Below are 25159 nucleotides of genomic sequence, written 5' to 3' on the forward strand. Positions count from 1 at the left end.
GAAAGAAAGACTCAGTATTATTCAGTTTCCAGAAAACAAACGCCACCGTAACCTGCGTCCATCCCCACCCAGCAGGACGGTGCCATGACTCAGGTTTCCAGCGTCACCCACGCCATCTCGATCAACCCCGCCACCGGCGAACAGATCGGCCACTACCCCTTTGAATCGGCCCAGGCCCAGGAAGCGACACTGGCGCGCGCCGCGTCGGGGTTCAGCCTGTGGCGCAACACCCCAGTGGCACAACGGGCCGCCGCGCTGCTGGCCCTGGCCGCTGAGCTGCGCAACGACGCGCAACAGATGGCGAGCATGATCACCCGGGAAATGGGCAAGCCGATCACCCAGGCCCGTGGCGAAATTGAAAAATGCGCCCAGCTCTGCGAGTGGTATGCGGCCCAGGGCCCGGGCATGCTCAGCGCCGAACCGACCCTGGTCGAAGGCGGCAAGGCGCGGATCGAATACCGCCCGCTGGGGCCGATCCTGGCGGTGATGCCGTGGAACTTCCCGATCTGGCAAGTGCTGCGTGGCGCGGTACCGGCCCTGATCGCCGGCAACACTTACGTGCTCAAACACGCACCGAATGTCATGGGCAGCGCCTATTTGCTGCGCGATGCTTTCCAGCGCGCGGGCTTCGCCGAGGGTGTGTTTGAAGTGCTCAACGTCACCCCGGACGGCGTCTCCAGTGCCATCACTGACCGCCGCATCGCCGCCGTGACTCTCACCGGCAGCGTCCGCGCCGGCATCGCCATCGGCGCCCAGGCGGGTGCCGCGCTGAAAAAATGCGTGCTGGAACTGGGCGGCTCCGATCCGTTTATCGTGCTCAACGACGCCGACCTCGATGCTGCCGTCAAAGCCGCGGTGATCGGCCGTTACCAGAACACCGGGCAAGTCTGCGCAGCGGCCAAGCGGCTGATCGTCGAACAAGGGGTGGTCGAGGAATTCACCCGCAAGTTCGTCGACGCCACTCGCCTGCTGGCCGTGGGCGATCCCCTGGCCGCCGATACCTACATCGGCCCCATGGCGCGTTTTGACCTGCGTGACGAACTGGACCAGCAAGTGCGCGACACCCTGGAAGAAGGCGCCACCCTGCTGCTCGGCGGCGCCAAGGCCGAAGGTGCCGGCAACTTCTACCCGGCCACGGTGCTGGCCGATGTCACCGATCAGATGACCTCGTTCAAGCAGGAGCTGTTCGGCCCGGTGGCCTCGATCATCACCGCCCGCGATGCCGAGCACGCCCTGGCCCTGGCCAACGACAGCGAGTTCGGCCTGGCCTCCACCGTCTACACCGCCAACCTGGAGGTGGCCGAGTACTTCGCCCGGCACCTGGAAACCGGCGGCGTGTTTATCAATGGCTACTGCGCCAGCGATCCACGGGTGACCTTTGGCGGGGTGAAAAGAAGCGGTTTTGGTCGCGAACTGTCGCACTTCGGCGTACGCGAATTCTGCAATGCGCAGACGGTGTGGCTGGACCGCAACTGAGGGCCGCAATCCGCCCGTAAGCCTTGGCTTACGGGCGGGCACTGCCGAAAGGATCCTGGCCGGCGATCAGGCCTCGGGTTGGGCCAGGGCCATCAGCTTTGACAGAAGCGGATGCGGTTACCGAACGGATCATAGACTTCCAGCACCTGGCCCCAGCCCTGCTGGACAATCTGTGGACGCCCGTAGCCGTAACGCTTGGCCAGCAGTTCGTCACGCAGCAGCTCGATATTGTGCATTGGCACAAATACGGTCGAACCCGGGCTGGCATCGCCGTGGTGCTCGGACAGGTGCAGTTGCAGGCCGTCGCGGCTGAGGCCCAGGTACAGCGGCAGATCGGCTTCGAAGCGGTGCTCGAACTCGACGCCGAAGCCCAGGAAATCCAGGTAGAACTCCCGGGCCTTGGCTTCATCGAACATGCGCAGGATGGGGATGGGTTTGTCGAACGTTATGGCAGGCGTAGTGGCTGGCTGGGCGTGGGCGGTTTGCTCGGGCAGCAGCGCCGCCGCGGTGTTCCAGTCCTTGTAGCCCAGTTGCTGCGCCACCAGTTCCAGTGCGGCGGAGTGAGACACCACTTGATCGCGCGTCTCCAGCGAGGCACGCAGCCGCTTGGCCATCTGTTTGGCTTGATCGATCGAAAACATCGTTGCTCCTGTGATCGAGGCATTTCGGTGCTCGCATTGCCAAACCTCGACTCTCAAGAGTGGCGATAGGATTGGGAACAACAACACATGCTTTCACCTTTCCCTTGTGCGGGAGCGAGCGGCGGGCAGCAGCGGCCGGCGGCGATCATACCCAAGCCTGCGCCCGGTGGCGAGGGCGCAGCAGGAGCCTGGCCCTCGTAGACGCGCAGAACCGAATGCCCGGTCCAGGGTCATAGATCGAGCCCTTTTTCAGACGGACCCTGCCCCGTGCCTATTCGCCTGCCCCTGGTTATCGCCGCCACCGCCGCCCTGCTCAGCCTGTCCGGCTGCACCCAATACCGCTATGTCCAGCCCGACAGCGCCGAAGGTCGGCAATGCGTAGCCAAGCTCGATGCCGATGTCGCTCAGTGCGAGCAGCGCGCCAGCAAGCAGTTGGAGGCCGATACAGGCATCTACGACGCGATGATGGCCAGCTATCAGAGTTGCCTGCACAACAGCTCAAGAGACGCGCCCCAAGGGCAAGTGTGCGGCCCGGCCCCGGTCGACCCTCGCACCGAACAGGCGCGAAGCTGCCGCCAGGGTTACAAGCTGTCCTTTACCGGCTGCGGCGGCCGTATCGAAGAAGTCCCCCGTGAATGAACCCTGCCATTGGCGCCACAGGGCACCACGCCATCAATAGCGAATCGCCATTTTTTTGCACGGCGCCCGGAATTTTTTTTGACTCTTGCGACTCAGATCGTCAGGTGGAACACCAACGTATCCACTTGGCAGGACCGTTGTGCGGCTGGCGATATTGTTCATTCAGCCCACTTCCACTCCGCCCCATGGCCGTGATGAGGCCCGACCGCTAGAGCTGACTTACATGCAATCAAACGTCCGTAGCGTTGATGTTCCGTTGTTGCTGCAAAACCTGCGCTCAGGAACAACTCCGTTACACATTGCTCTGGAAAAGCGCCTGCCGTTTTTCTCCCCCCTGCTGAGCCACTCCCACTATTTACGCCTGATCAAGGCCTACTACGGCTTCTACCAGCCTCTGGAGCAACGCCTGCTGCAGAGCGGCGCGGTGCCGGCCGACTTTGGCCTGGACCAGCGCCTCAAGGCCCCGACCCTGCGCCGCGACCTGCTGGCCCTGGGCCTGGATGACGCCGCCATCGACGCCCTGCTCCAGTGCCCGTCGCTGCCTGGCACGCCTTCGGTCCAGGCCTGCCTGGGGGTGCTCTATGTGCTGGAGGGCGCCACCCTGGGCGGGCAGATCCTGCGGCGCGAGATTGCCGCCCGCTTGCAACTGGACGCGGACAACGGCGCGGCGTTTCTCGACATCTATGGCGCCGCCACCGGCCGCCGCTGGCGCGAGTTCACCGACTACCTGGGGGCCTGGCCCCTGGAGGCCGACGCACGGCAAGAGGCGGTGAACGCCGCCCAGGATACGTTTTCATCTTTTGAACACTGGCTTGACCGCTCGGAGGTGCTGCTATGAACCCATTGGACAAAAAAGCCTTCGAAGAGCTGCTGGCCAACTGTGATGACGAACCCATCCGCACCCCCGGCGCGATTCAGCCCCACGGCTTGCTGTTGACCCTGGCCGAGCCCGAGTTACGCATACTGCAGATCAGCGCCAACGTCCAGACCCTGCTGGGCCGCACACCGGACGAGAGCGTGGGCGCGCCGTTGGAGCATTTGATCGGCGCCGAGTACACGCAGCAGGTCGAACTGGCAGCGCACCACGATAACCAACTGGAAGCACCCGAGCTGTTCTTTTCACTGAATGGCGGTGTGTTCGAAGGTTTCGTGCACCGCCATCAGGGCGTGCTGGTGCTGGAGCTGGAGGTTCAGGCCGAGCCGGCCAAGGTCGCGGGCCAGGCCACCAACCTGGGGCGAATGCTGCAACGCCTGCAGGCGGCCAAAAGCCTGCAGGCGCTGTATGAAATCAGCGTGGAGGAAATCCAGGCCATCACCGGTTATGACCGGGTCCTGATCTATCGCTTCGAGGAAGAAGGTCACGGCCAGGTGATCGCCGAAGCCTCGTCGCCGTCCATGGAAGTGTTCCAGGGCCTGTTTTTCCCGGCCTCCGACATCCCCGAGCAGGCGCGCGAGCTGTACCGCACCAACTGGTTGCGCATCATCCCCGATGCCGACTACCAGCCGGTGCCGCTGGTGCCCAAGCTGCGCCCGGATACCGGTCAGCCGCTGGACCTGAGCTTCGCCAACCTGCGCAGCGTGTCGCCGATTCACTGCCAGTACATGAAGAACATGGGGGTGCTGTCCTCCATGAGCATCTCGCTGCTCAAGGGCGACAAGCTCTGGGGCCTGATCAGCTGCGGCAATCGCCAGCCACTGCATGTGCCCCACGAATTGCGCAGCGCCTGCCAAACCATCGGCCAGGTGCTGTCGTTGCAGATCAGCGCGATGGAAGCGCTGGAAGTCAGCCGCCAGCGCGAGGCCAAGGTCGAAACCCTGGCCCTGCTCAACCAGACGATGATCGACTCCGCGGAAAACGTGTTCGACGGCCTGGCCCAACAACCGGAGCTGCTGCTGGCCCTGGCCGATGCCGGCGGCGTGGCGATCATCGAAGACAAACAGTTGCACCGCTACGGCAACTGCCCCGAGCCCGATGACATCCGCGCCCTGCACAAATGGCTGCAAGCGTCGTCGCAGAAGGTGTTTTCCAGCCACCAGCTGTCGTTGCTCTACCCGCCTGCCGCCGCCTTTACCCAGGTCGCCAGCGGCGTGCTTGCGATGAGCCTGCCCAAGCCGGTGGACAACGGTGTGCTGTGGTTTCGCCCCGAGGTGAAGGAAAACATCAACTGGAGCGGCGACCCGAACAAGCCGCTCAACCTGGAAGACTCCGAATCGGGCCTGCGCTTGCGTCCGCGGACCTCGTTCGAGATCTGGAAGGTGGAAATGGCCGGCATCGCCACCAAGTGGAGCCATGGCGACCTGTTCGCCGCCAATGACCTGCGGCGCTCGGCGCTGGAAAGCGACCTGGCGCGCCAGGTGCTGCGTGAACAGCGCGCGGTACAGGCCCGGGACGACCTGGTGGCGGTGGTTTCCCACGACCTGCGCAACCCCATGACCGTGATCTCGATGCTGTGCGGCATGATGCAAAAGGCCTTCAGCTCCGACGGCCCGCACACCTCGCGACGCATCTCGACCGCCATCGACACCATGCAACAGGCCGCCGGGCGGATGAACACCCTGCTTGAAGACCTGCTCGACACCTCGAAAATCGATGCCGGGCGCTACACCATCAAGCCGCAAGCGCTGGAAGTCGGGGAAATGTTCGAAGAAGCCCAGGCCCTGCTCACGCCGTTGGCGCTGGATAAGGACATCGAGATCTCCTTCCAGGCCGAGCCGCAGCTGTCGATCCACGCCGACCCGGAGCGTCTGTTCCAGGTGCTGTCGAATCTGGTGGGCAACGCCATCAAGTTCACCCCGCGGCGCGGCAAGATCGGCGTGGTGGCGATGTCCTCCGGGGAGGACATCGTGTTCAGCGTGCGCGATACCGGCGAAGGCATTCCCCAGGATCAACTGCCCCACGTCTTCGACCGCTACTGGACCATCAAGGACGGCAACCCCACCGGCACCGGGCTGGGGCTGTACATCACCCAGGGCATAGTCGAGGCCCATGGCGGGCGGATCGAGGCCGAAAGTGAAGTCGGGACCGGGACCGAGTTTCGCTTTACCGTGCCCAGGAGTGCGGTCACCACCAGTTGATCAATGTCAGTCACGTCGTCGGGTGCCCTGACCCGGCGGCGCTGCGGGGTCCTGGACGGCCCGCTGCCGGTCGGGCGTGTGCAGTACCACCCGGCATTTGCCGCGACCGAATAGGTGCAACCGCCTATTGAGCAATGGCCATGCGCCGCTTGGCTTTGTAGCAATCGTTGATGTCCAGCGCCTTCTGATAAAACGCCTGGCGTTGCGCGCGGTTGCTGTCCCCCAGCAGGCGGTAGATTTCCGCCTGATAGTCGCGGCTGCTGCCCCACTGCATCACCAGGCCCTGGGGTTGCTCGCGGCGGCACTCAAGCCTGACCACCGGCTGCGGAAAGTACTGCGCGTAAGCCGGCATGGCGTCCTCCACAGCATGCAACGCTGCCTGGTACTGCGGGGTGTCGGTGAATGGCAGGCACCAGGATGAAATTTCCAGCGCCGCCGGCGCAAAACCCTGGGTCAGGCTGTGCTCAAGCAAGGGGCAGGCCTTGGCCTTCACCTCCTCGCTTGGATAAAGCATCACGTAGATCAGCGCCAGGCGATATTCGGCCACCGGGTGTTGCAGCGCAGCGGCCTGTTCCAGCAGGCCTACGGCCGGCCGCATCAAGGCGCCGGCCTGGTCGATCAGCAGCATGCCTCGCTGCTTGTCCTCGGCACTCGCGGTGGGCATGTCGGCAGGCACCGCTTCCAGCTTGCTGTTGGCCTGTTGCAGATAAGGCACAGCTTGTTGGTAGAGGCTTTCTGCCCGAGGATCGATCGACGCCGCACCGGCCAGGCACACCTGGGGCAAGATGCACGCCAGCAGCGCGTAACGGCAGCGAAAAACAGACATGGGGGGCTTCCTTGCAGGACGGCGATGAAGGTCGGGCAGGATACAGAGCGTACGCCGTCGCAGCCACTCAAGCCGGCCCCCGGACTAGGGCCGCACCAGGTCCTTGCGCCGCCATAGCCACGCGAACAGCGCATTGAGCGCGGTGCACAGGCCGCCCGCCACCAGACCCAGGGCCAGGAACAGCAACGCCCCCTGGCCAAATCGTGATGGCCAGGGATAGTCGGCAGACACGGAGGCCTGGGCATAGTCGAGAAAATGGGGCAGCGCGGACATCAGCCAGATCAGGCCACTGCTGATAACCCCGCCGACCAGGTAACGCCAGGAGGTGTTCAGGCAACGTTCCACCAGCCACAGGACCGGCCAGCACACCAGCATGCCCAGCAGCCCGCCAATCAGGAAGAACAGGCAGAAAGCGCCCAGGCTGTGCTCCATGAACAGGGTCGCCGCCAGGCCCAGTGTCAGCCCGCCCGACAGCGGCACGGCGATGATTGAACCGGGGCTGCGCCTGTGCACCGGGGTGCGGCTGGGCAAGCGTTCGATGCCGAACAGCACCAGGCTGGACAACAGCCCCAGGGCCAGACCGCCCGCCAGCGTCGACCACAAAAGTGTGCCCAAGGGCAGGCCCAGCAGCAGGTTGGCCGCCAGGCTCTGGAGCAGCGCGCTGAGCAGGTGCCGCAGTCTGGAGCCTGGGCAGCGCCGATCCCCCCACAGCAGCAAGGGGATCCCCAGGACAATGGCAATCACGCTGCCAAACAAAAACCCCGAGAACAGCGCCGCAGCGCTCGGCCCCAGGACCAACGCCTTGGCGCCGGCATACACCAGCCCGCCGCACATCGGCACGGCAAACAGCCGCAACTCGCCGTCAGGCGCCATAGCCTCTCCCCCCGGTTCGACAATGGGCGCCAATGTACCGGGGCTGCGAGGCCGGAGCCAGGCCTATTGAAACAGGCCGCGCAATCAGTCCGCCTGTACCGTGAGCTGGCGCTGTTCGCCCAGGCCGCTGATGCCCAGGCGCATGGTCTGGCCCGGGCGCAGGTACACCGGTTGCGGCTTGATGCCCAGGCCGACTCCGGGCGGGGTGCCGGTGGAAATCACATCACCGGGTTGCAGGCTCATGCAGCGGCTGAGGTAGGCGATCAACTGCGGCACGCTGAAGATCAGGGTCCGGGTATTGCCGCTCTGGTAGCGCTGGCCATCGACCTCCAGCCACAGGTCCAGGACGTGCGGGTCGGGGATTTCATCACGGGTCACCAGCCATGGGCCGAGGGGGCCGAAGGTGTCGAAGCCCTTGCCCTTGTCCCAGGTGCCACCGCGCTCGAGCTGCCATTCGCGCTCGGACACATCGTTGATCACGCAGTAGCCGGCCACGTGCTGCATGGCGTTGGCTTCGTCGATGTTGCGCCCACCGGTGCCGATGATCACGCCCATTTCCACTTCCCAGTCGGTCTTGCGCGAACCCCGAGGGATCTGCACATCGTCGTTGGGGCCGCAGATGGCGCTGGTCCACTTGTTGAAGATCACCGGTTCCTTGGGTACCTCCATGTTCGACTCGGCAGCATGATCGGCGTAGTTCAGGCCGATGCAGACAAACTTGCCGACCTGGCCGACGCAAGCGCCGATCCGTGGCTGCCCGGCCACCAGCGGCAGGCTGTTGGGGTCGAGCGCGGCCAGGGCGGCCAGGCGCTGCGGGCTCAAGGCCTCGCCTGCAATATCGGTGACATGGGCCGAGAGGTCGCGGATCTGGTTGTTGGCATCCAGCAGTCCCGGTTTCTCCGAGCCCTTTTCGCCATAACGCAATAATTTCATGTGCTGCTCCTGCTTTTTCTAAAAGGGGTAAGCCCAGGCTCAGATGCTCATGCCGCCATCGATCACGTGCACGCCACCGGTGGTGTAGGCCGATGCATCGCTGCCCAGGTACAGCGCCAACTGGGCGATTTCGCCGGCAGAGCCGATCCGGCCCATGGGCTGGCGATCCAGGAACTGCTGATACACCTGGGCCTCGCTGACGCCCTGCTGCGCGGCCTGTTCGGCAATCCGCTGACGCAGCGATGGCGACTCCACGGTGCCCGGGCAGATGGCGTTGCAGCGGATGCCCTGGCCGATAAAGTCGGCGGCCACAGCCTTGGTCAGGCCGATCACCGCGGCCTTGCTCGCGGTGTAGGCAAAACGGTTGGGCACGCCTTTGACGCTGGACACCACCGACGCCATGTTGATGATCGAACCGCCGCCGCGCTCCAGCATGCCCGGCAAAAAGGCGCGAATCACCCGGTACATGGCGCTGGCATTGATCTCCATCGAGCGCGCCCAGGCCGCTTCGTCGCACTCAAGGATGCTGCCGCTGTGCACATAACCTGCGCAATTGAACAGCACGTCCAGGCCACCGATACGCTGGCAGGCGTCAGCGATGGCGCTGCTTGAGGTCACATCCAGCAGCAGCGGGGTCACGCCGTCGATGCCGTGCAGGCTGTCGATATCGATGTCGCTGGCAAACACTTCGGCGCCTGCCTCGGCAAAGGCCAGGGCGCTGGCCCGGCCTATGCCCTGCCCGGCCGCCGTGACCAGGACCCGTTTGTCGCGCATGTTCATCGGCCTTCCACCTTCGCAGTGGCATCAGCGGCCTTGGCCTTGCGCCCCAGCATGGCAGCGGGGATCGCCAGGATCAGCCCGCCGCTGACAAACAGGCACAGGGCCAGGACGTAGGTGCCGTTGTTGATATTGCCGGTGAGGTTTTCCGCCACGGCCGTGATCATCGAGCCGGTAAAACCCGAGAGGTTGCCGATGGCATTGATCATGCCGATCCCGGCAGCCGCCGCGACCCCGGACAACACAGTGCCCGGCAGGGTCCAGAAAATCGGCATCAGGCTCAGGATCCCGGAGGCGGCGACACTCAGGAACAACACCGAGAGCAGCAGGTTGTCGGCAAAAAACGCACTGAGGATCAGCCCCACACCGCCGATAAAAGCCGGGATCGCCGCGTGCAGCCGGCGCTCGCCGGTACGGTTGGAATGCCGTGCATTGAGCAGCATCGCCACCGTGGCCACGGCATAGGGAATCGCCGTGAGCAAGCCGATGTTCAGGCTGTTGGTGATGCCGGTGCTCTTGATGATCGACGGCATCCAGAACGCCAGGCCGTAGAAGCCGGTATTGAAGGTCAGCAGGATCAGCACCAGCAACCACACCCGCGGGTTGAAAAACACCTCGCTCAAGCGGGTGGCCTTACCCTGGTTGTCGCTTTGCAGATTGGCCTTGAGCAGGGCTTTCTCTGCCGCCGACAGCCACTTGGCCTTGTCGATGTTATCGGCCAGGCAAACGATGACCACGAACGCCATGATGATCGACGGAATGCCCTCGATGATCAGCATCCACTGCCAGCCGGACAGGCCCTGCACCCCTTGCATGCTGTTCATCAGCCAGCCGGAAAGAATGCCGCCCAGGGTCAGGCTGATGGGCATCGCCATCAGGAACCCGGACATCACCCGGCTTTGGCGATGGGTTGGAAACCAGTAGTTGAGGTACAGGATCACCCCGGGAAAAAAGCCGGCTTCGCAGATCCCCAGCAAAAAGCGCAGCACGTAGAACATGGTGTGGGATTCGATGCCGAACAGCCCCGCCAGCGGCACGGTGTAGGCCACCGCCATGGAGATCACCGCCCAACTGAGCATGATCCGGGCGATCCAGAAGCGCGCGCCGAAGCGATGCAGCAACAGGTTGCTCGGCACCTCGAACAGGAAGTAGCCCCAGAAGAACATGCTCGCGCCCAGGGCGTAGATGGTGTTGCTGAATTGCAGCTCGTTGAGCATGTCCAGCTTGGCAAAGCCGATATTGACCCGGTCCAGGTAGGCGGCCATGTAGCACAGCAACAGCACCGGCAGGATGCGCCAGATGACTTTGCGGTAGGTGCGGTCTTCAAAATCCAGTTCGCGGGCTTGCGCCTGCGCCGGCAGGTGCTCGGAGATGGTTTGCATGGAGATAACCCCTGGGCATGTGGACATGCCTGATTGTTTTTATCGAATGGGTCGCGCCGGCTGAGTCGTTCAGCCGGCGGTGCAGCGGATTACACGGCCTGGTTGGTATTTTCCCCATTGACCAGGCGCGTCAGGTGCAGCGGGTTGCTGTTCTGCAAAGCCTGGGGGAGCAAGGCGTCCGGGAAGTTCTGGTAGCACACCGGGCGCAGGAAACGCTCGATGGCCAGGGTCCCGACCGAGGTGCCTCGGGCATCGGAGGTGGCCGGCCAGGGACCGCCGTGGACCATGGCGTCACACACTTCGACCCCGGTCGGATAGCCGTTGACCAGGACCCGGCCGACCTTTCTTTCCAGCAACGTCACCAGTTCGCCAGCGTGCCCCAGCTCGGTCGGCTCGCCGATCAGGGTGGCGGTCAGTTGCCCGTGCAGGCCGTGCAAGGCCGCCAGCAACTCGGCGCGGTCGGCCACTTCCACCAGCACCGTGGCCGGGCCGAAGACTTCTTCCTGCAGCAGTTCGGCGCCGCTCAGCAGCAGGCTGACATCGGCCTGGAACACCTGCGCCCGGGCTTGCTGGCCCTGTTGCGCCGCGCCCGCCAGATGGCGGATCTGCGGATGCGCCCGCAAGGCGTCGCAGCCCTGCACATAACTGCGCAGGCCCCCGGCATTGAGCATGGTTTGCCCGGGCTGCTCGCCGATCAGGGTGCTCAGGCGCCGGATAAAGGCGCTGAACTGCGGCGAACGGATACCGATCACCAACCCCGGGTTGGTACAGAACTGCCCGGCCCCCATCACCACCGAAGCGGCGAGTTCGGCAGCGATCTGCTCGCCTCGGGTCGCCAGCGCTTCGGGTAGCAGCAGCACCGGGTTGATGCTGCTCATCTCGGCAAACACCGGGATCGGCTGCGGCCGGGCGGCGGCCATATCGCACAGCGCGCGGCCGCCCTTGAGTGAACCGGTAAAACCCACGGCCTGGATCAACGGGTGCTTGACCAGCGCTTCGCCGACCCCGGAGCCGAAAATCATATTGAACACCCCGGCCGGCATGCCGGTTTTCTCGGCGGCGCGCACGATCGCTTCAGCCACCCGCTCGGCGGTCGCCATGTGCCCGCTGTGGGCCTTGAACACCACCGGGCAGCCGGCGGCCAGGGCGGCAGCGGTGTCGCCGCCGGCGGTGGAGAACGCCAGGGGGAAGTTGCTGGCACCGAATACCGCCACCGGGCCCACACCCAGGCGGCATTGCCGCAGGTCGACCCGGGGCAGCGGCTGGCGTGCCGGCAGCGGCAGGTCGATGCGCGCAGCGTAAAAGTCACCCCGGCGCAGGGTCTGGGCAAACAGGCGCATCTGGCCGCTGGTGCGCGCCCTTTCCCCTTGGATACGACCTGCCGGCAGCGCGGTTTCACGGCTCACCAGGGCCACGAAATCGTCCCCCAGGGCATCCAGCTCGGCGGCGATGGCATCAAGAAATTCGGCGCGGCGCGCGGCCGGCAAGTGGCGGTAGAGCTGGTCGGCCTGGGCAGCGGCATTCGCCGCGGCGTCGACTTCGGCCAGGGTGGCCTGGACGAAAGCACCCGGCAGCGCTTCGCCGGTGCTGGCATCGACGCTGTGCAGCAGCACCGAGCCAGCGGCGCTGCGGCCGCCGGCGATAAAGTTGTGACCGGACAATTGGGGCATGACAGTCTCCTGACCCGGATTGAAATCTGGTCCGTACTCTACTGCCCGGTCGCGATTCTTTCCCAATGGCATTTTTGGATTAACCGATAACGCCCCGTTATCGGAAGCGTCGCTTCATCGGTGCCCTTTCAACCGCCCTGTTCCCGGGTCAGCCGGGCGTTTTCCAGGAGTATTTCGGCAAACTCCAAGGCCGCGCCCACCAGCGGCTCGCCCTTGCGCGTCAGGATCCCGTAGTCCTGGGGCACCAGGTGCAGAGGCGTGTCCAGGGTCCTGAGCTGGCCGCTGTCGAGCAGCGGCTTGACCATGGCATCGGGCAGCATGCCGATCATCGGCCCCCGTTGCAGGACCTGGAGAAAGGTCTGCATGGAAATGGTGTCCACGGTATTGCGCGGCATCTCCACCCCGGCGTCGGCGAACGCCAGCTCCATGCGCCCGCGAATCGGGGTGCCGACCGGGTACAGGATCCAGGGCAGGTCCACCAGTTGCTGCAGCGAGATCGGCCCGGCCTCGGCCAGCGGGTGACGGCTGTTGACCACGATGCAGAACGGCTCCGGGGCCAGGGGCTGGAAGTCATAGCGCCGGCGCTGGCTTTGTTCGGTGAAGCGCGCCACCGCCAGGTCGAGCTTTTTCTCTTCGAGCATCTCCATCAAGTGGTTGCTGGTCTGTTCCACCACTTCGATCGACAGCAACGGCCAGCGCTGCTTGATCTGCAAAATGGCCTCGGGCAGCGCGATCGCGGTCGCGGCAAAAATCCCGCCGACCTTGAGATGGCCGTGGCCGCCTTCGCGCAGGCTGCTGATCTGCCCGACAAAGGCCCGGGCATCATTGAGGGCAATCTGCGCATACCGCACCACGTGCTCGCCCAGGGCAGTGGGCGGCATGCTGCGCGGCTGGCGTTCGAACAGGGCGAAGCCCAGCAGGCTCTCGATTTCCTTGAGCATCTTGCTGATGGCCGGCTGGCTGAGGTTCATCTGCTGCGCCGCGAGGTGCATGTTGCGCGTGCGTCCCAGGGTGTCGATCAGCAGCAAATGCCTGAATTTGAGCCAACCGCAGAAGCTTGAAAATGACAGGTCCGACATGACACTCCCCCGCAAAACAATAACCGTACGTTATCGATAATTGAAAATATGTCATTGGAGTTTATCGGCCGCCAGCCCTAGCGTGAAGGCTTTACGGACCTGGAATAGTCGTCATGTCGATATTGCTTACCCCACACAACACCCTGCCCGCCGATGGCGTGAGCGGCACCCTGATCGGCCGCGCCTGGGTCCCGGGAGCCATCGCCGGCCCATCGGCCATTGCTCTGCGTGCCGACGGCGTGTTCGATCTGTCGGCACGTTTTGCAACCTTGAGCGAGCTGCTGGAGTCGGATTCGCCGCTGGAGGCGTTGCGCCAGACCCCAGGCACCTTTATCTGCAGCCTCGACGAGCTGCTGGCCAATAGCGGTGCCGGCAGCGACCCGGGCAAGCCGTTCCTGTTGCCGCCCCTGGACCTGCAAGTGATCAAGGCCGCCGGCGTGACCTTCGCCGCCAGCATGATTGAGCGGGTCATCGAGGAGCAGGCCGGCGGCGATGCGGGCAAGGCCGAAGCGGTTCGGGCCATCGTCCACGGGGTCATCGGCGACAACCTGCGCTCGATCGTCCCCGGCTCCGAGCAGGCTCAGCGCCTCAAAGCGCTGCTGATCGAACAAGGCATGTGGTCGCAATACCTGGAAGTCGGAATCGGCCCGGATGCGGAAATTTTCACCAAGGCCCCGGTGCTCGCCGCGGTCGGCAGCGGCAGCCAGATCGGTATCCACCCCGGCTCGCAATGGAACAACCCCGAGCCGGAGGTGGTGCTGGCGGTCAACAGCCGAGGGCAGATCCACGGCGCGACCCTGGGCAACGACGTCAACCTGCGGGACTTCGAGGGGCGCAGTGCGCTGCTGTTGAGCAAGGCCAAGGACAACAATGCGTCCTGCGCGATCGGGCCGTTCATTCGTCTGTTCGATGAAGGCTTCAGCCTGGATGACGTGCGCCGCTGCGTGGTCGACCTTGAGGTGCGGGGCGAAGATGGCTACCGGATCCAGGGCTCCAGCTCCATGGACCAGATCAGCCGCGATCCCCAGGACCTGGTGCAGCAGACCCTGAACGCCAATCACCAATACCCCGACGGCTTCCTGCTGTTTCTCGGTACCCTGTTCGCCCCGACCGAGGACCGTGATCACGTCGGCGGCGGTTTCACCCATAAGCTGGGAGACCAGGTCAGCATCAGCAGCCCATTGCTGGGCAGCCTGCACAATCAGGTGACCCACAGCAGCGAGGCCGCGCCCTGGACCTTTGGCCTGAGCGCCCTGCTGCGCAACCTGGCCGCGCGCGGCCTGCTCGCCCGCTGAGGCCGCCGCCGGTATCGATTCATCCCAATTACAAGAGAGAACCGCACCATGAGCGACACCCCGAGACGCCCGCTGCGCAGCGAACAATGGTTCAACGACCCTGCCCACGCCGATATGACCGCGCTCTACGTCGAGCGCTACATGAACTACGGCATGACCCGCGAAGAGCTGCAATCGGGGCGGCCGATCATCGGCATCGCCCAGACCGGCAGCGACCTCACCCCGTGCAACCGCCACCACCTGGAGCTGGCACAGCGGGTCAAGGCCGGGATTCGCGATGCCGGCGGCATCCCCATGGAGTTTCCGGTGCACCCTATCGCCGAGCAGACTCGCCGGCCCACCGCTTCGCTGGACCGCAACCTGGCCTATCTGGGGCTGGTGGAGATCCTCCACGGCTACCCGCTGGACGGCGTGGTGCTGACCACCGGCTGCGACAAGACCACCCCCGCCTGCCTGATGGCGGCGGCCACCACCGACCTGCCGGCCATCGTGCTGTCGGGCGGGCCGATGCTCGACGGCCATCACAAGGGTGAGCTGATCGGCTCCGGCACCGTGCTGTGGCATGCACGCAACCTGCTGGCCGCCGGCGACATCGATTACGAAGGTTTTATGGAAATGACCACCGCGGCCTCGCCCTCGGTCGGTCACTGCAACACCATGGGCACCGCGCTGTCGATGAACGCCCTGGCCGAAGCCCTGGGCATGTCGCTGCCAGGCTGCGCGAGCATTCCGGCGCCCTACCGCGAGCGCGGGCAGATGGCCTATGCCACCGGCAAGCGTATCTGCGAGCTGGTGCGCCAGGATGTACGCCCGTCACAGATCATGACCCGCGAGGCGTTCGAAAATGCGATTGCCGTGGCCTCGGCCCTGGGTGCTTCGAGCAACTGCCCGCCGCACCTGATCGCCATCGCCCGGCACATGGGAGTCGAGCTGAGCCTGGATGACTGGCAACGCATCGGCGAAGACGTGCCGCTGCTGGTGAACTGCATGCCAGCCGGCAAGTACCTGGGCGAAGGCTTCCACCGCGCTGGCGGCGTACCGGCGGTGATGCACGAGTTGCAAAAGGCCGGGCGCCTGCACGAGGACTGTGCGTCGGTCAGCGGCTTGAGCATCGGCGAGATCGTGCGCAATAGCCTGACCAGCAATGCCGACGTGATTCACGCCTTTGACGCGCCACTCAAACACCGTGCGGGCTTTATCGTGCTCAGCGGCAATTTCTTCGACAGCGCGATCATGAAAATGTCGGTGGTGGGCGAGGCGTTTCGCAAGACCTACCTCTCCGAGCCCGGTGCGGAAAACAGCTTCGAGGCGCGGGCCATCGTGTTTGAAGGCCCTGAGGACTACCACGCACGGATCAACGACCCGGCGCTGGATATCGACGAACGCTGCATCCTGGTGATCCGTGGCGTGGGCAACGTCGGCTACCCGGGCAGCGCCGAGGTGGTGAACATGGCCCCGCCCGCAGCCCTGATCAAGCGCGGCATCGACTCCCTGCCGTGCCTGGGCGACGGCCGCCAGAGCGGCACCTCGGCCAGCCCGTCAATTCTCAATATGTCGCCGGAAGCGGCCGTGGGTGGTGGCCTGGCACTGCTGCAAACCAACGACCGGCTGAGCGTCGACCTCAACGCGCGCAAGGTCAATCTGCTGGTGGATGAGGCCGAGCTGGAGCGGCGCCGAGCGCTGTGGAAACCCAGTATCCCCGCCTCGCAAACCCCGTGGCAGGAACTCTACCGACAACTGGTCGGCCAACTCTCCACTGGCGGCTGCCTGGAACCCGCCACCCTGCACCTGCGCATCATCGCCCGCAGCGGCGAACCGCGGCATTCCCACTGACCGTCGGCGACCCATACAAAAACGCCACTCGATTGAGTGGCGTTTTTTTTTGCGCCGGCTTAGCGGCCGGTCATCAGGCTCTGCAAGCGGGCCTGGGCCTGCTGGACGTTTTTCGCCTGGCTGTTCAGTTCTTGCAGCAGGGCATTCAACTCGGCCTGGACTGCAGGGTCCTGGACCTTGACCACCGCCCCGGAAATCTCGATCTGGCCTTTGTGAGCGTTCACGTAATCGGCAATCTTCAGGCTGCTGTCGAAGGTGCCGTTGATCTGCGGCAGCACCTCGCGAAAGGTGTTGGCCGGCACGCTGACGGTCTTGTCGTAGGCCTTGTCATACACCACCTTCAAGTCCTCGGGCTGCTTGAGCTGGGCATGCGCCGCATCCGCCTTGGCCTGTTCGCTGGTCAGTTGGGTACTCATGTTATTGAGTCCGGCCTGGATCGCCTGGATATCGTCACGACGGGCGATGACATCGCCCAGGGAACGCATCGACCCCTTCTGCATCAGCTCGCCCAAAGGTTTGACCGACGCGTCCATGCCGGCATTGAAATCGCTGATCACCGCGTAGTGACGGCTGTAGTCGCCAAACGCTTTGCTCTCATCCGCGGTCAGTTGCGGCACGCGTACGCCAGGCTTGTCGAGGATGCGGGTCTGCAGAAACTGGCTGAACGCTGCGCGCTGCTCGGGCTCTTTGTCGCCACAAGCGGCCAGTACCAGGGGCAGCGCCAGAACCAGCAGCAAACCGGGACGAAACAGGGACTTCATGTCATGGACCTCCGAAAAAAGATAAGCGCTTGCCGGGGTCGACCCCTGAAAAGCGTCGGCGAGCATACGCGCTCGACGCCAGTCAGACCACCGCTTTCACCCGGGGTTCGCCCGATCTGCCCTGCCATGCCCGAGGCCCCGATCTTCAGTAGATATAAGCCAGGCGAAATTGCAGCGAATGGTCGGTCATCGGCCCGGAGCGCACCGCCACGTCGCGCCAGTACTGGCCCATCACCTGCCACTGTGTGCCGAGCATAGTGGTTGCAGACAGCCCCACGGTGCCGTTGTTGTGGCTGGTGTCCAGGGTCTGCCCGTCGAGGGTCTCGCGCGAGCCCCAGTTATGCCGGTAAGACAGGGCCACCGAGGTCTGCGGGGTGAAGTTGTAGCGCAAGTGATTGTGCAGTTGGATCAGCGGGTCGCGGTGGGCGCCGGTGTCGCGCTGCTCCTGGTAGAACTCGGTTTCGCCAATCACGTCCCAGGTCCACTTGTCGTTGAAGCCATGGACATAACCGACCTGGAAATCCGCCGCCCAGCGGTTGTTGCTCAGGGCAAACCCCTGGTTCTTGTGGTCGCCGGTGGGCGCGGTGATGAACATCGACCAGCCCAGGTGCCGGTTACGCTCCATGTCGGCCAGGGTCCAGAGTGTGGCGCCAAAGGTGATGTCACCCAAGCCGGTGTACTTCTGCCCGCTGGCCCCCAGGTCCTGATGGCCGTAGGGGATGACGATCTGCGGGTCCCAGATATAGCCGGTGTTGAAAAACTCGGTGAAGTGCACCAGCCGCAGCACTTCGACGGTCAGGTCGAGGTCAAGGTTGTCGGCGACTTTTTTACCGCCCTGGTACGACTTGTCGATTCGCGGGTTCTGCTGGTACAGCAACAGCAGGTCGGTGCCCGCCGGCAGCGCCGCGTAGTCGCCGGAGTCGGGCTTGACGTCGGCCTGGGCCTGGCCGGCCAGCAAGGCCAATAACAGCGAGCACGGCAAGGCAGCACTTTTGCTGGAAAAAAGCGTTTTCATCAGTTCACCTGTCTAGCGGATATTGTTGTTGGAATGGCTAAGGCACGGCACGCCCGTGAGCCTGCCCGGCAGATGCCGGGGGGGCCCCGTGACGCTTTACTGGGCTGCGGCGGTGTCGGTCAGCGCACGCAAATCCAGGCTGCGCTTGATGATGTACTGGTGGATCAGCTCCATTTGCGGCATGTCCAGGACCCCGGCAAAACTCGGCATGCCCTTGTTCATGAAGGCCCCGCTGACGATGCCGACAAAGGCCAGGTGCTTGTCCGGCGTCAGGTAGCGCAGGTCGGGAATCACCCCGCCGCTGGCCGCGTTCAGGCCGTGGCAGGCGCCACACATGCCATTGAACAAGGTCCGCCCCTGCTTGATCTGCTCCGCCGAGGCGGTCAGTGCTGGCACTTGCGGTGGCAGCACCGGCGCCTGGCGCGGTGGCGGCAGCTGCTCCTTGGCCCCGAGCTTGAATACCAGCACCCGGGACTCGGGCCGGACCTTGCCCTTGTCGGTCAGTGGCCCGGCAATCAGCGGCATGATCCCGCCCCAGCCGGCCATGAAGGCCACGTACTGCTCGCCCTTGATCTGGTAGGTGACCGGCCCGCCCAGCACCCCGGAGTTGGCGCGGTGCTCCCAGAGTGGCTCGCCCTTGTCGGCGCTGAAGGCCATGACCCGGCCATCGGAAGTGCCCTGGAACACCAAGTTGCCGGCGGTGCTCAAGGTGCCGCCATTACCCGACTCGACATAGTCGTGGGTCCAGGCGGCCTGCTGCTTGACCGGGTCCCAGGCAATCAGGTGCCCGCGCCAGGCGCTGCGGATCTGGTTCAGGACCTTGGGATCCTCCGGCAGGTCCGGCACGTCGAGGCCGAAATTGACCACCGACTTGCTCGGCAGGAACAGCGGTTTGTCTGCCGCCTTGAGCTCGGCCAGGGTGTCCTGGGCCGGGATATAGACGTAGCCGGTGGCCGGGTTATAGGACATCGGGTGCCAGCTGTGGCCGCCGAGAAAGCTTGGCTGCACCACCTTGGGCGCCTTGGAGTAATCGGCCTGGGCGGTGAGGATCGGGCGCCCGGTCTTGGGGTCGAGGCCGCTGGCCCAGTTGACCTGGACGAAGTTGCGCCCGGAAATGAACTGGCCGTTGGTGCGGTCGATGACGTAGAAGAAGCCGTTCTTCGGCGCCTGCATCAGCACCTTGCGCACGGCGCCGTCGATCTTGATATCGGCAAGAATGATCTGCTGGGTGGCGGTGAAGTCCCAGCGGTCCCCCGGGGTCACCTGGAAGTGCCAGACGTATTCGCCGGTATCCGGGCGCAGGGCGACGATGGACGACAGGTACAGGTTGTCGCCCTCGCCCTGGCTGCGGAACTCGTAGTTCCAGGGCGAGCCGTTGCCAGTGCCGACATACAGCAGGTCCAGCTGCGGGTCATAGGACATCGAATCCCACACCGTGCCGCCCCCGCCCCACTTGACCCAGCCATTGCCCTTCCAGGTTTTCATGGCCTTGGCCATGGCCGGGTTTTCCGGTGGCAGCGCCGGGTCGCCCGGCACGGTGAAGAAGCGCCAGGCCTGTTTGCCGCTCTCGGCGTCATAAGCCGTGATGTAGCCGCGCACGCCGAATTCGGCGCCGCCATTGCCGATCAGCACCTTGCCTTTGACCACCCGCGGTGCCCCGGTGATGGTGTAGCTCTTGTTCGGATCGAGGATGGTGTTGACGCTCCAGACCTCTTTGCCGGTGGCGGCGTCGAGGGCAATCAGACGTCCGTCGAAACTGCCCAGGTAGACCTTGCCCTGCCACACCGCGACGCCACGGTTGACCACGTCGCAGCAGCCCTGGCTGAGTTTCTCCATGGGGATCTTCGGGTCGTACTTCCACAGCGGCTTGCCGCTGGCAGCATCGAAGGCATAGACGATGCTGAAGGCGCCGGTGGTGTACATCACCCCATCGACCACGATCGGCGTGGCTTCGGTGCCACGGTCGATGTCGAGCTTCTGGGTCCAGGCCAGGCCCAGGCCGGCGACGTTCTTGTCGTTGACCTGGTTCAGCGGGCTGAAGCGCTGTTCATCGTAGGTGCGCCCGTGGGCCATCCAGTTCTGGGGTTCCTGGTCAGCGTTGAGCAGGCGTTTCTCGTCGACTGCGCCTGGGGTCGGCGGCGCGGCCAGGGCCAGGGTCGAGAGGCAAATAGCAGCAAGCGGTATCAAGCGTTTCATTATTCTTGTTATCCCGTTCTGGGTGACAGCGTGGCAGGCACTTGCAGGGCGCCTGTCCGGTGAACGGGATTAGATCAAAGCTGGATCAGCAAAACGTGTCTGTGTATGCCAGTTATTTGCATCTGCGTGCCATATTGATTTTTTGTCCGGTACGCGCGCGGCGCCCCATGGCCAAAGGCCCGGCAGCAGCGGCAGGCTGAAAATAAAACAATGGTTTTCCACCCCCTGCCAAATTATGCTCCGCGCAAGGAACGCCCGGAGATCGCACATTGATCGTCCGGTTCTACTGGCACGGAGGCTGGGATCAATGTTCAAACTCAGAAGGAAAACATGGGCTTTGCTGCTGGTTTATATCGTCGGGGTGAGTGGCTACATCTATTACCTCTACGTTGAAACCCAGGGAATCCTCACTGAGAACATCAACAACAAGCTGCTGTATGCCGCGCTGGGCACCGCAGCGATCCTCGGCGACAACTACCACGACCACCTGGTCGACAAGCAGTCAAAGACCGAAGCCGAAGACCTGGACGCCATCAACCGGCTGTCGCGGTTCAACGAAGCCTTGGGCACAGCGTTTGTCTACACCGTGATCAAACGCGAGGGCGTGGCTTACCTGGCCAGTTCCAGCGCGTCGAAGACCGAGGTCGAGAACCAGAATTTCGTGCGCTTTTTCGACCCCTACCCGGACGCCAGCCAGGCATTGGTCGACAGTTTCGAAAGCACCAAGCCGGTGTGGATCGACTACACCGATCACTGGGGAGACTTTCGAGCGGTGTTCGTGCCCCTGCACTCCAAGGACGGGACCGTCTACGTTGCGGGTGCGGAAATCACCCTGGCCGATTACTACCACCAGCTCCATCGGGACTCCCTGCACCACATCATCCTGGCGATCCTGGTGTTTCTCGCCTTCAGCCTGCTGTTTGTCGTGGACCTGCTGCGCGTGCGCTCTCACCTGCAGCAACTGCAGATCAACGAGCAGGTGCTGAAACAGGCCAAGAATGCCGCTGAAGATGCCGACCGCTCCAAAACCCGATTCCTGGCCACCATGAGCCATGAGATCCGTACCCCCATGTATGGCGTGATCGGTGCGACCGAGCTGCTCGCCGACTCGCCCTTGAGCCCGGAACAACGCGGCCTGGTGAAGACCATCCACAGCAGCGGACGCACCCTGCTGTCGCTGATCGACAATATTCTCGACCTGGCGAAAATCGAAGCCGGCAAGCTTGAACTCAAGCCCCGGGTCTTCGAGTTGCGCACCCTGATTGCCTCCAGCGTCGAGATGATCCGCCAGGGGCTGCAGGACAAACCGGTGGTGCTGGAGGTGCAGATTTCGCCCCAGGTCCCGGCGCTGGTGAAGACTGATGCCGACTGCCTGCACCAGATCCTCATCAACCTGCTGGGCAACGCGGTCAAGTTCACCGAGACCGGCAAGGTGTCGCTGGTGGTGACCACCAACGGCTATGGCCCCCGCGCGCGCCTGGCGTTTTCCATCTACGACACCGGGGTCGGCATCCCCAACGAGCTGCAAGACAGCCTGTTCAAGCCCTTTGCCCAGTTCGAGGGGCCGATCAACCAGCGTTTTTCCGGCAGCGGCCTGGGCTTGTCGATCTGCAAGAACCTGGTGGAAGCGCAAAATGGCACCCTGTCCTTCAGCAGCCAGTTTGGCGTCGGCTCGATATTCTCGTTTTCCCTGCCCATGGAGCCGTTCTCCGGGGCGGAGATCCCCAAGGGCGAGGAGCAGGATGTGGTGGTGGACTTCGACTCGTCGTTCGCCGAGCGCTTCCCCCTCGACATCCTTCTGGTGGAGAACCACCCGGTGAGCCAGAAAGTAGCGATGGCGATGCTGCAACGGCTCGGTTACGCACCGCAGCTGGCAGACAATGGGCTGGAGGCGATCAAGTACTGCGTGGGCGCGATCCCGGACCTGATTCTGATGGACATCAACATGCCGGTGATGACCGGACTCGAAGCCATCGAGGAAATCCGTGACCTGCCCTTGAGCGAGAACTGCTACATCGTGGCCTTTACCGCGAGCGCGTTTTCCAGCGAGGTCGAGCGCTTCAGGGCGGCGGGCGCCAATGACATCCTGACCAAGCCGGCCAACCTGCAGGCCTTGACCAGTGTGTTGCAACGCGCATCCAACTACCGGCAACAGATCCAGGCCAGCGCCCCGCCAGTGGACACGCGTTCCCGTCAATGACCCATCAAGGCACCAGGGCGGTAACGGCCACGGGCGAGCCCGAACCTTCCTGCAGCCGCAGTACCCCGATGACCAGCGTCGCGCCCTTGGCCGGCAACTGGTCAAGGTTGGTCAGGCATTCGAGGATGATGCCGTTTTTCTCCAGCACCTGGCTGTTGGTGGCGTACACCTCATCCTGGCCCGGATCGGCGCCATGGGTGTCGATGCCCACGCCGGCGATCTGGCGCTTCTCAAGTAGGAATTTGCTGGTCTCGGCACCGACACCGGGGAAGTGCGGGCCCTTGGCGTCTGCATTGATAAAGGCCTTGGGGTCGTTCCACAGGGCTTGCCAGCCGGTGTAGAAAAGCACCAGCGAGCCCTTGGCGATCGTGCCGTGCTCGCGTTCCCATTTTTCGATGTCCTGCACGCCGATCACGTAGTCGGCGTTGGCTTTGGATTGGCTGCGCACATCAATCACCACCGCCGGCCGGATCAGGGACTCGGGCGCATAGCCGTCGATGCCCATGCCCTTGGCGTGAAAACTGTTGGGCGCATTCATATGGGTCGCGCTGTGCTCACCGATACTGAAGCGCCGCAGGTAATAGCCGTCCTTGTCCAGCGTTGCCACGACATCGAAGGTCACTGGCGGGTCGTTGGGCCATAACGGTATGGAGGGGCTGATAACGTGGCTGAGGTCGATGACCTTGCGAAACTGGAGACTGTGCATTCCCTGGACTCCCTTGTCCTCGGCGAAACTCTTGGCCACGCCGACCGCCAGAAACGCGGTCAGTACGCCAATGGATGCCATTTTGAAACGGCTGTTTTTCTGCGTTGATTTAACCATGACGTCTGAGTGCTCCATCAAACAATAAGAGGATCCTGCCCTGGTGCCCGACTCTGTGTGGCTGCCCGAAAGCACCCAGGAAAAGCCTGCACAGTGTGACTAAGTGAGCGGCGCTTTTCATCAGCCTCCAAAAATATCCAATCCCCCACTTTCACCCTGTAGCCCTGTAGCCCTGTAGCCGCTGCCGAGCTTTCGCGGTGTTGCGAACGCAGGCCAGAGCCTTCGGCAGCGGCTACGGGCCTGATATGATCAGCGCCCCCTGGCGAGTGCCCGCTGCAAAAAAGGATTTTGACGTGCCAACCCTCGATCAACTGCTCAACCTCACCGACCCGGCGCTGCCCTTGATCGAGGCGTGGATCGCCCGCTCCCCTCATCGCTGCGAATGGCTGGCGCCGGCGCCGGATCGCGAGGCCATCCTGCTGGCACTCGGCGTGAGCACCCGCTCGGTGCTCGGGGCCATGGCTTACGAAAGCGGTGGGCTGTTGATCGATGACGGCTGGCTGCGACTGCTGGGGTCGGGCCATCCACAGCTGCCACGCAACCTGCGGGACTGGAACCAGGACCGCATCCAGGGGGCGATGCTGGTCGCCGACGATGCCGTGGGCGGCTTCTTCGCCATCAACGGCGGCAGCCTCGGCGACGATACCGGGGCCCTGTACTACTGGGCGCCGGACACCCTGCGCTGGGAAGCCCTGGAAATCGGCTACTCGGACTTCGTCGAATGGGCCCTGAGCGAACGCCTCGGGCAGTTCTACCAGGACCTGCGCTGGGACGGCTGGCAGCGTGAACTGCCGCAGCTTGGGGCAGACCAGTGCATGAGCTTCTACCCGTTCCTGTGGACCGCCGAAGGCAGCATCAACAGCAGCAGTCGGCGCGCCGTGCCGCTGGACGAACACTACCGGCTGAACCTGGAACTGGCGCAAAAGCTCGACGCTCCGGCCTGAGATCCGGCGTCAGCCACCGGGGCTCAGCGGGGAATCACGATGTAGTCGTTGCGCTGGACCACCCCGCGATGCTCGCCCTCCACCAGGTGGATATAGCGCCCGTCCACGGCATCGATCGGCAGGCAGTCGTCTACGTCCATCAGCGCGTCGGTATGGGCCTTGCTCCAGTGGCTGAGCATCTGCCGCTTGCCCTTAGCCTTGGCTTCAGCCTTGTCATGGGCCACCACCAGCAGGTAGTGGTGGGCCTCGCCGAAGGCCTGGGCCTCATAGCCACCGAGGTTGATGAAATACAGGCGCGGGGCCCCGGGCAGAGGCGCCAGCGGGCTCAACTGCACCTTCCACCCTTCCACGCCATCGACCTGCATCCACGAATCGACATGCAGCCCCGCCGGGCTGCCAAACCAGCCTTCGCGCAGTTGCGGGTAGGCCGCTTCCAGGCTGTCGGCGATGGCGAACACCACGTCGTGGACCTCAATCTTGGCCCTGGGGTGTTTGCCCCCCAGCATCACTACAAAAAGCATTCTGTTCCTTGGTTACCTGCCGCCGGCGGCAGCGATTTCAGGGTGATGGTCCCGGTCGGGGCTCATCAGGCAAGCGCCATATTCTTCACCATGTTGCGTCTGATTGCTGAGGTTTTACCGCGCCCGGGACACTCCCGCGCGGCTTGCAGCACATTGCAGCTAAAGGCCAATCGCCAGCAGCCGATAGCCACACAGGCCAT

At 63.9% G+C, this 25159-nt stretch carries 21 protein-coding genes; 8 read left to right on the forward strand and 13 right to left on the reverse strand.

The features are described 5' to 3' along the window. Positions 1 to 84: 84 nt before the first annotated feature. Positions 85 to 1476, forward strand: coding sequence for an aldehyde dehydrogenase family protein (locus JFU57_RS25465; RefSeq protein ID WP_201131186.1), 1392 nt, complete (start codon positions 85 to 87; stop codon positions 1474 to 1476). A gap of 92 nt (positions 1477 to 1568) precedes the next feature. Here the strand turns inward: JFU57_RS25465 and JFU57_RS25470 are convergent, their stop codons facing one another. Beyond that, the gene (locus JFU57_RS25470) at positions 1569 to 2117 is read right to left on the reverse strand and encodes a glyoxalase superfamily protein (protein ID WP_201131187.1); all 549 of its coding nucleotides are present in this window, start codon (positions 2115 to 2117) and stop codon (positions 1569 to 1571) included. A 267-nt stretch (positions 2118 to 2384) separates the two neighbouring features. Between JFU57_RS25470 and JFU57_RS25475 the strand changes: the two genes are divergently transcribed. The 3 genes from JFU57_RS25475 to JFU57_RS25485 all read left to right on the forward strand — a co-directional run bounded on the left by JFU57_RS25475 (position 2385) and on the right by JFU57_RS25485 (position 5831). Continuing rightward, on the forward strand, positions 2385 to 2756 hold the full coding sequence (locus tag JFU57_RS25475) for a hypothetical protein (RefSeq protein ID WP_078469106.1): 372 nt from the start codon (positions 2385 to 2387) through the stop codon (positions 2754 to 2756). A 223-nt stretch (positions 2757 to 2979) separates the two neighbouring features. Continuing rightward, on the forward strand, positions 2980 to 3594 hold the full coding sequence (locus tag JFU57_RS25480; RefSeq protein WP_201131188.1) for a biliverdin-producing heme oxygenase: 615 nt from the start codon (positions 2980 to 2982) through the stop codon (positions 3592 to 3594). Continuing rightward, a complete protein-coding gene (locus JFU57_RS25485) occupies positions 3591 to 5831 on the forward strand; it encodes an ATP-binding protein (RefSeq protein ID WP_201131189.1) in 2241 nt (746 codons plus the stop codon). Before JFU57_RS25480 ends, JFU57_RS25485 begins: the two co-directional genes overlap by 4 nt. 124 nt (positions 5832 to 5955) lie before the next feature. On the opposite strand, the gene JFU57_RS25490 is transcribed toward JFU57_RS25485, so the two are convergent. The 7 genes from JFU57_RS25490 to JFU57_RS25520 form a co-directional block, all read right to left on the reverse strand. Next, the gene (locus tag JFU57_RS25490) at positions 5956 to 6657 is read right to left on the reverse strand and encodes a hypothetical protein (RefSeq protein ID WP_201131190.1); all 702 of its coding nucleotides are present in this window, start codon (positions 6655 to 6657) and stop codon (positions 5956 to 5958) included. Between the two features lie 84 nt (positions 6658 to 6741). Further along, positions 6742 to 7530, reverse strand: coding sequence for a hypothetical protein (locus tag JFU57_RS25495; protein WP_201131191.1), 789 nt, complete (start codon positions 7528 to 7530; stop codon positions 6742 to 6744). 84 nt (positions 7531 to 7614) lie between these two features. Further along, a complete protein-coding gene (locus JFU57_RS25500; protein ID WP_201131192.1) occupies positions 7615 to 8463 on the reverse strand; it encodes an ureidoglycolate lyase in 849 nt (282 codons plus the stop codon). A 39-nt stretch (positions 8464 to 8502) separates the two neighbouring features. Further along, the gene (locus JFU57_RS25505) at positions 8503 to 9243 is read right to left on the reverse strand and encodes an SDR family oxidoreductase (protein ID WP_078469098.1); all 741 of its coding nucleotides are present in this window, start codon (positions 9241 to 9243) and stop codon (positions 8503 to 8505) included. Next, positions 9240 to 10622, reverse strand: a complete 1383-nt coding sequence (locus JFU57_RS25510; RefSeq protein ID WP_201131193.1) for an MFS transporter — start codon at positions 10620 to 10622, stop codon at positions 9240 to 9242. Before JFU57_RS25510 ends, JFU57_RS25505 begins: the two co-directional genes overlap by 4 nt. An 89-nt stretch (positions 10623 to 10711) precedes the next feature. Further along, positions 10712 to 12292, reverse strand: coding sequence for an aldehyde dehydrogenase (NADP(+)) (locus JFU57_RS25515; RefSeq protein ID WP_201131194.1), 1581 nt, complete (start codon positions 12290 to 12292; stop codon positions 10712 to 10714). A 128-nt stretch (positions 12293 to 12420) separates the two neighbouring features. Then, positions 12421 to 13371 carry a LysR family transcriptional regulator gene (locus JFU57_RS25520; protein WP_078469095.1) on the reverse strand — a complete coding sequence of 317 codons (951 nt, stop codon included), beginning with the start codon at positions 13369 to 13371 and terminating at the stop codon, positions 12421 to 12423. 113 nt (positions 13372 to 13484) lie between these two features. Here JFU57_RS25520 and JFU57_RS25525 point away from each other — a divergent pair, with 113 nt between their 5' ends. Both JFU57_RS25525 and JFU57_RS25530 read left to right on the forward strand, forming a co-directional pair. Continuing rightward, positions 13485 to 14666, forward strand: a complete 1182-nt coding sequence (locus JFU57_RS25525; RefSeq protein ID WP_078469094.1) for a fumarylacetoacetate hydrolase family protein — start codon at positions 13485 to 13487, stop codon at positions 14664 to 14666. A gap of 48 nt (positions 14667 to 14714) precedes the next feature. After that, positions 14715 to 16499: an IlvD/Edd family dehydratase gene (locus JFU57_RS25530; protein WP_020298887.1), complete on the forward strand. Its 1785-nt coding sequence runs from the start codon at positions 14715 to 14717 to the stop codon at positions 16497 to 16499. 59 nt (positions 16500 to 16558) lie between these two features. Here the strand turns inward: JFU57_RS25530 and JFU57_RS25535 are convergent, their stop codons facing one another. From JFU57_RS25535 to JFU57_RS25545, 3 genes are all read right to left on the reverse strand, one after another. Beyond that, the gene (locus tag JFU57_RS25535; RefSeq protein ID WP_201131195.1) at positions 16559 to 17260 is read right to left on the reverse strand and encodes a DUF3053 domain-containing protein; all 702 of its coding nucleotides are present in this window, start codon (positions 17258 to 17260) and stop codon (positions 16559 to 16561) included. 145 nt (positions 17261 to 17405) lie between these two features. Next, entirely contained in the window at positions 17406 to 18275 is an 870-nt protein-coding gene (locus tag JFU57_RS25540) for a transporter (RefSeq protein ID WP_201131196.1), read from the reverse strand. 96 nt (positions 18276 to 18371) lie between these two features. Continuing rightward, positions 18372 to 20471 carry a PQQ-dependent dehydrogenase, methanol/ethanol family gene (locus JFU57_RS25545; RefSeq protein WP_201131197.1) on the reverse strand — a complete coding sequence of 700 codons (2100 nt, stop codon included), beginning with the start codon at positions 20469 to 20471 and terminating at the stop codon, positions 18372 to 18374. A 307-nt stretch (positions 20472 to 20778) separates the two neighbouring features. Here JFU57_RS25545 and JFU57_RS25550 point away from each other — a divergent pair, with 307 nt between their 5' ends. After that, positions 20779 to 22671: an ATP-binding protein gene (locus JFU57_RS25550; RefSeq protein WP_078469090.1), complete on the forward strand. Its 1893-nt coding sequence runs from the start codon at positions 20779 to 20781 to the stop codon at positions 22669 to 22671. 4 nt (positions 22672 to 22675) lie between these two features. Here the strand turns inward: JFU57_RS25550 and JFU57_RS25555 are convergent, their stop codons facing one another. Further along, the gene (locus JFU57_RS25555; RefSeq protein ID WP_078469089.1) at positions 22676 to 23494 is read right to left on the reverse strand and encodes a cyclase family protein; all 819 of its coding nucleotides are present in this window, start codon (positions 23492 to 23494) and stop codon (positions 22676 to 22678) included. 293 nt (positions 23495 to 23787) lie between these two features. On the opposite strand from JFU57_RS25555, the gene JFU57_RS25560 reads away from it, so the two are divergent. Next, entirely contained in the window at positions 23788 to 24438 is a 651-nt protein-coding gene (locus tag JFU57_RS25560) for a DUF2625 domain-containing protein (protein ID WP_078469088.1), read from the forward strand. A gap of 23 nt (positions 24439 to 24461) precedes the next feature. On the opposite strand, the gene JFU57_RS25565 is transcribed toward JFU57_RS25560, so the two are convergent. Continuing rightward, positions 24462 to 24959: a DUF1543 domain-containing protein gene (locus JFU57_RS25565; protein ID WP_078469087.1), complete on the reverse strand. Its 498-nt coding sequence runs from the start codon at positions 24957 to 24959 to the stop codon at positions 24462 to 24464. Positions 24960 to 25159: the final 200 nt, after the last annotated feature.

The organism is Pseudomonas sp. TH07 (assembly GCF_016651285.1).
In the GTDB taxonomy this organism is placed as follows: domain Bacteria; phylum Pseudomonadota; class Gammaproteobacteria; order Pseudomonadales; family Pseudomonadaceae; genus Aquipseudomonas.

What these genes read in the sequence shown, in the direction of transcription:
- JFU57_RS25495 (WP_201131191.1), bottom strand. Translation starts at nt 7,530, where the DNA reads ATGGCGCCTGACGGCGAGTTGCGGCTGTTTGCCGTGCCGATGTGCGGC.
- JFU57_RS25480 (WP_201131188.1), top strand. Translation starts at nt 2,980, where the DNA reads ATGCAATCAAACGTCCGTAGCGTTGATGTTCCGTTGTTGCTGCAAAAC.
- JFU57_RS25510 (WP_201131193.1), bottom strand. Translation starts at nt 10,622, where the DNA reads ATGCAAACCATCTCCGAGCACCTGCCGGCGCAGGCGCAAGCCCGCGAA.
- JFU57_RS25490 (WP_201131190.1), bottom strand. Translation starts at nt 6,657, where the DNA reads ATGTCTGTTTTTCGCTGCCGTTACGCGCTGCTGGCGTGCATCTTGCCC.
- JFU57_RS25565 (WP_078469087.1), bottom strand. Translation starts at nt 24,959, where the DNA reads ATGCTTTTTGTAGTGATGCTGGGGGGCAAACACCCCAGGGCCAAGATT.
- JFU57_RS25485 (WP_201131189.1), top strand. Translation starts at nt 3,591, where the DNA reads ATGAACCCATTGGACAAAAAAGCCTTCGAAGAGCTGCTGGCCAACTGT.
- JFU57_RS25515 (WP_201131194.1), bottom strand. Translation starts at nt 12,292, where the DNA reads ATGCCCCAATTGTCCGGTCACAACTTTATCGCCGGCGGCCGCAGCGCC.
- JFU57_RS25470 (WP_201131187.1), bottom strand. Translation starts at nt 2,117, where the DNA reads ATGTTTTCGATCGATCAAGCCAAACAGATGGCCAAGCGGCTGCGTGCC.
- JFU57_RS25525 (WP_078469094.1), top strand. Translation starts at nt 13,485, where the DNA reads ATGTCGATATTGCTTACCCCACACAACACCCTGCCCGCCGATGGCGTG.
- JFU57_RS25535 (WP_201131195.1), bottom strand. Translation starts at nt 17,260, where the DNA reads ATGAAGTCCCTGTTTCGTCCCGGTTTGCTGCTGGTTCTGGCGCTGCCC.
- JFU57_RS25505 (WP_078469098.1), bottom strand. Translation starts at nt 9,243, where the DNA reads ATGAACATGCGCGACAAACGGGTCCTGGTCACGGCGGCCGGGCAGGGC.
- JFU57_RS25530 (WP_020298887.1), top strand. Translation starts at nt 14,715, where the DNA reads ATGAGCGACACCCCGAGACGCCCGCTGCGCAGCGAACAATGGTTCAAC.
- JFU57_RS25555 (WP_078469089.1), bottom strand. Translation starts at nt 23,494, where the DNA reads ATGGTTAAATCAACGCAGAAAAACAGCCGTTTCAAAATGGCATCCATT.
- JFU57_RS25465 (WP_201131186.1), top strand. Translation starts at nt 85, where the DNA reads ATGACTCAGGTTTCCAGCGTCACCCACGCCATCTCGATCAACCCCGCC.
- JFU57_RS25540 (WP_201131196.1), bottom strand. Translation starts at nt 18,275, where the DNA reads ATGAAAACGCTTTTTTCCAGCAAAAGTGCTGCCTTGCCGTGCTCGCTG.
- JFU57_RS25500 (WP_201131192.1), bottom strand. Translation starts at nt 8,463, where the DNA reads ATGAAATTATTGCGTTATGGCGAAAAGGGCTCGGAGAAACCGGGACTG.
- JFU57_RS25520 (WP_078469095.1), bottom strand. Translation starts at nt 13,371, where the DNA reads ATGTCGGACCTGTCATTTTCAAGCTTCTGCGGTTGGCTCAAATTCAGG.
- JFU57_RS25550 (WP_078469090.1), top strand. Translation starts at nt 20,779, where the DNA reads ATGTTCAAACTCAGAAGGAAAACATGGGCTTTGCTGCTGGTTTATATC.
- JFU57_RS25545 (WP_201131197.1), bottom strand. Translation starts at nt 20,471, where the DNA reads ATGAAACGCTTGATACCGCTTGCTGCTATTTGCCTCTCGACCCTGGCC.